We start from the raw sequence: 290 nt of genomic DNA, 5'->3' as shown, positions 1-290 counted from the left end.
ACCGATAATAGAAACGCAGGGAACCAGCTTTATTTTATTGCTCCATCCTGTGGAACAGATGCGGCAGTTAATGACCAGTCAATTAGGAAAAGTCAGCCATACCTTCGCTCATATGCCACAGGACGATCCGCAAACCCGCCGCTTGATTCATTTTGGTCGCCAGGCGGCACGCAGTAGCTTTCCTGTCCTGCTTTGTGGAGAAGAGGGCGTGGGCAAGGCACTGCTAAGTCAGGCAATTCATAATGAAAGCGAGCGTGCAGCGGGGCCTTATATCGCCGTCAATTGTGAGT

Annotated in this window: 1 protein-coding gene; it reads left to right on the top strand. The window is 51.0% G+C overall.

Features of this window, described 5'->3' with window-relative positions; genetic code table 11:
- Positions 1–290: sigma 54-interacting transcriptional regulator (locus LZP73_RS20315; protein WP_234236746.1), on the top strand; the 290-nt coding region annotated here is incomplete at both ends.

The organism is Shewanella sp. AS16, from assembly GCF_021412365.1.
Lineage (GTDB): Bacteria > Pseudomonadota > Gammaproteobacteria > Enterobacterales > Shewanellaceae > Shewanella > Shewanella salipaludis.
The sequence above is the reverse complement of the archived record's forward strand: the minus strand, read 5'-3'. Positions and strand labels throughout refer to the sequence as shown.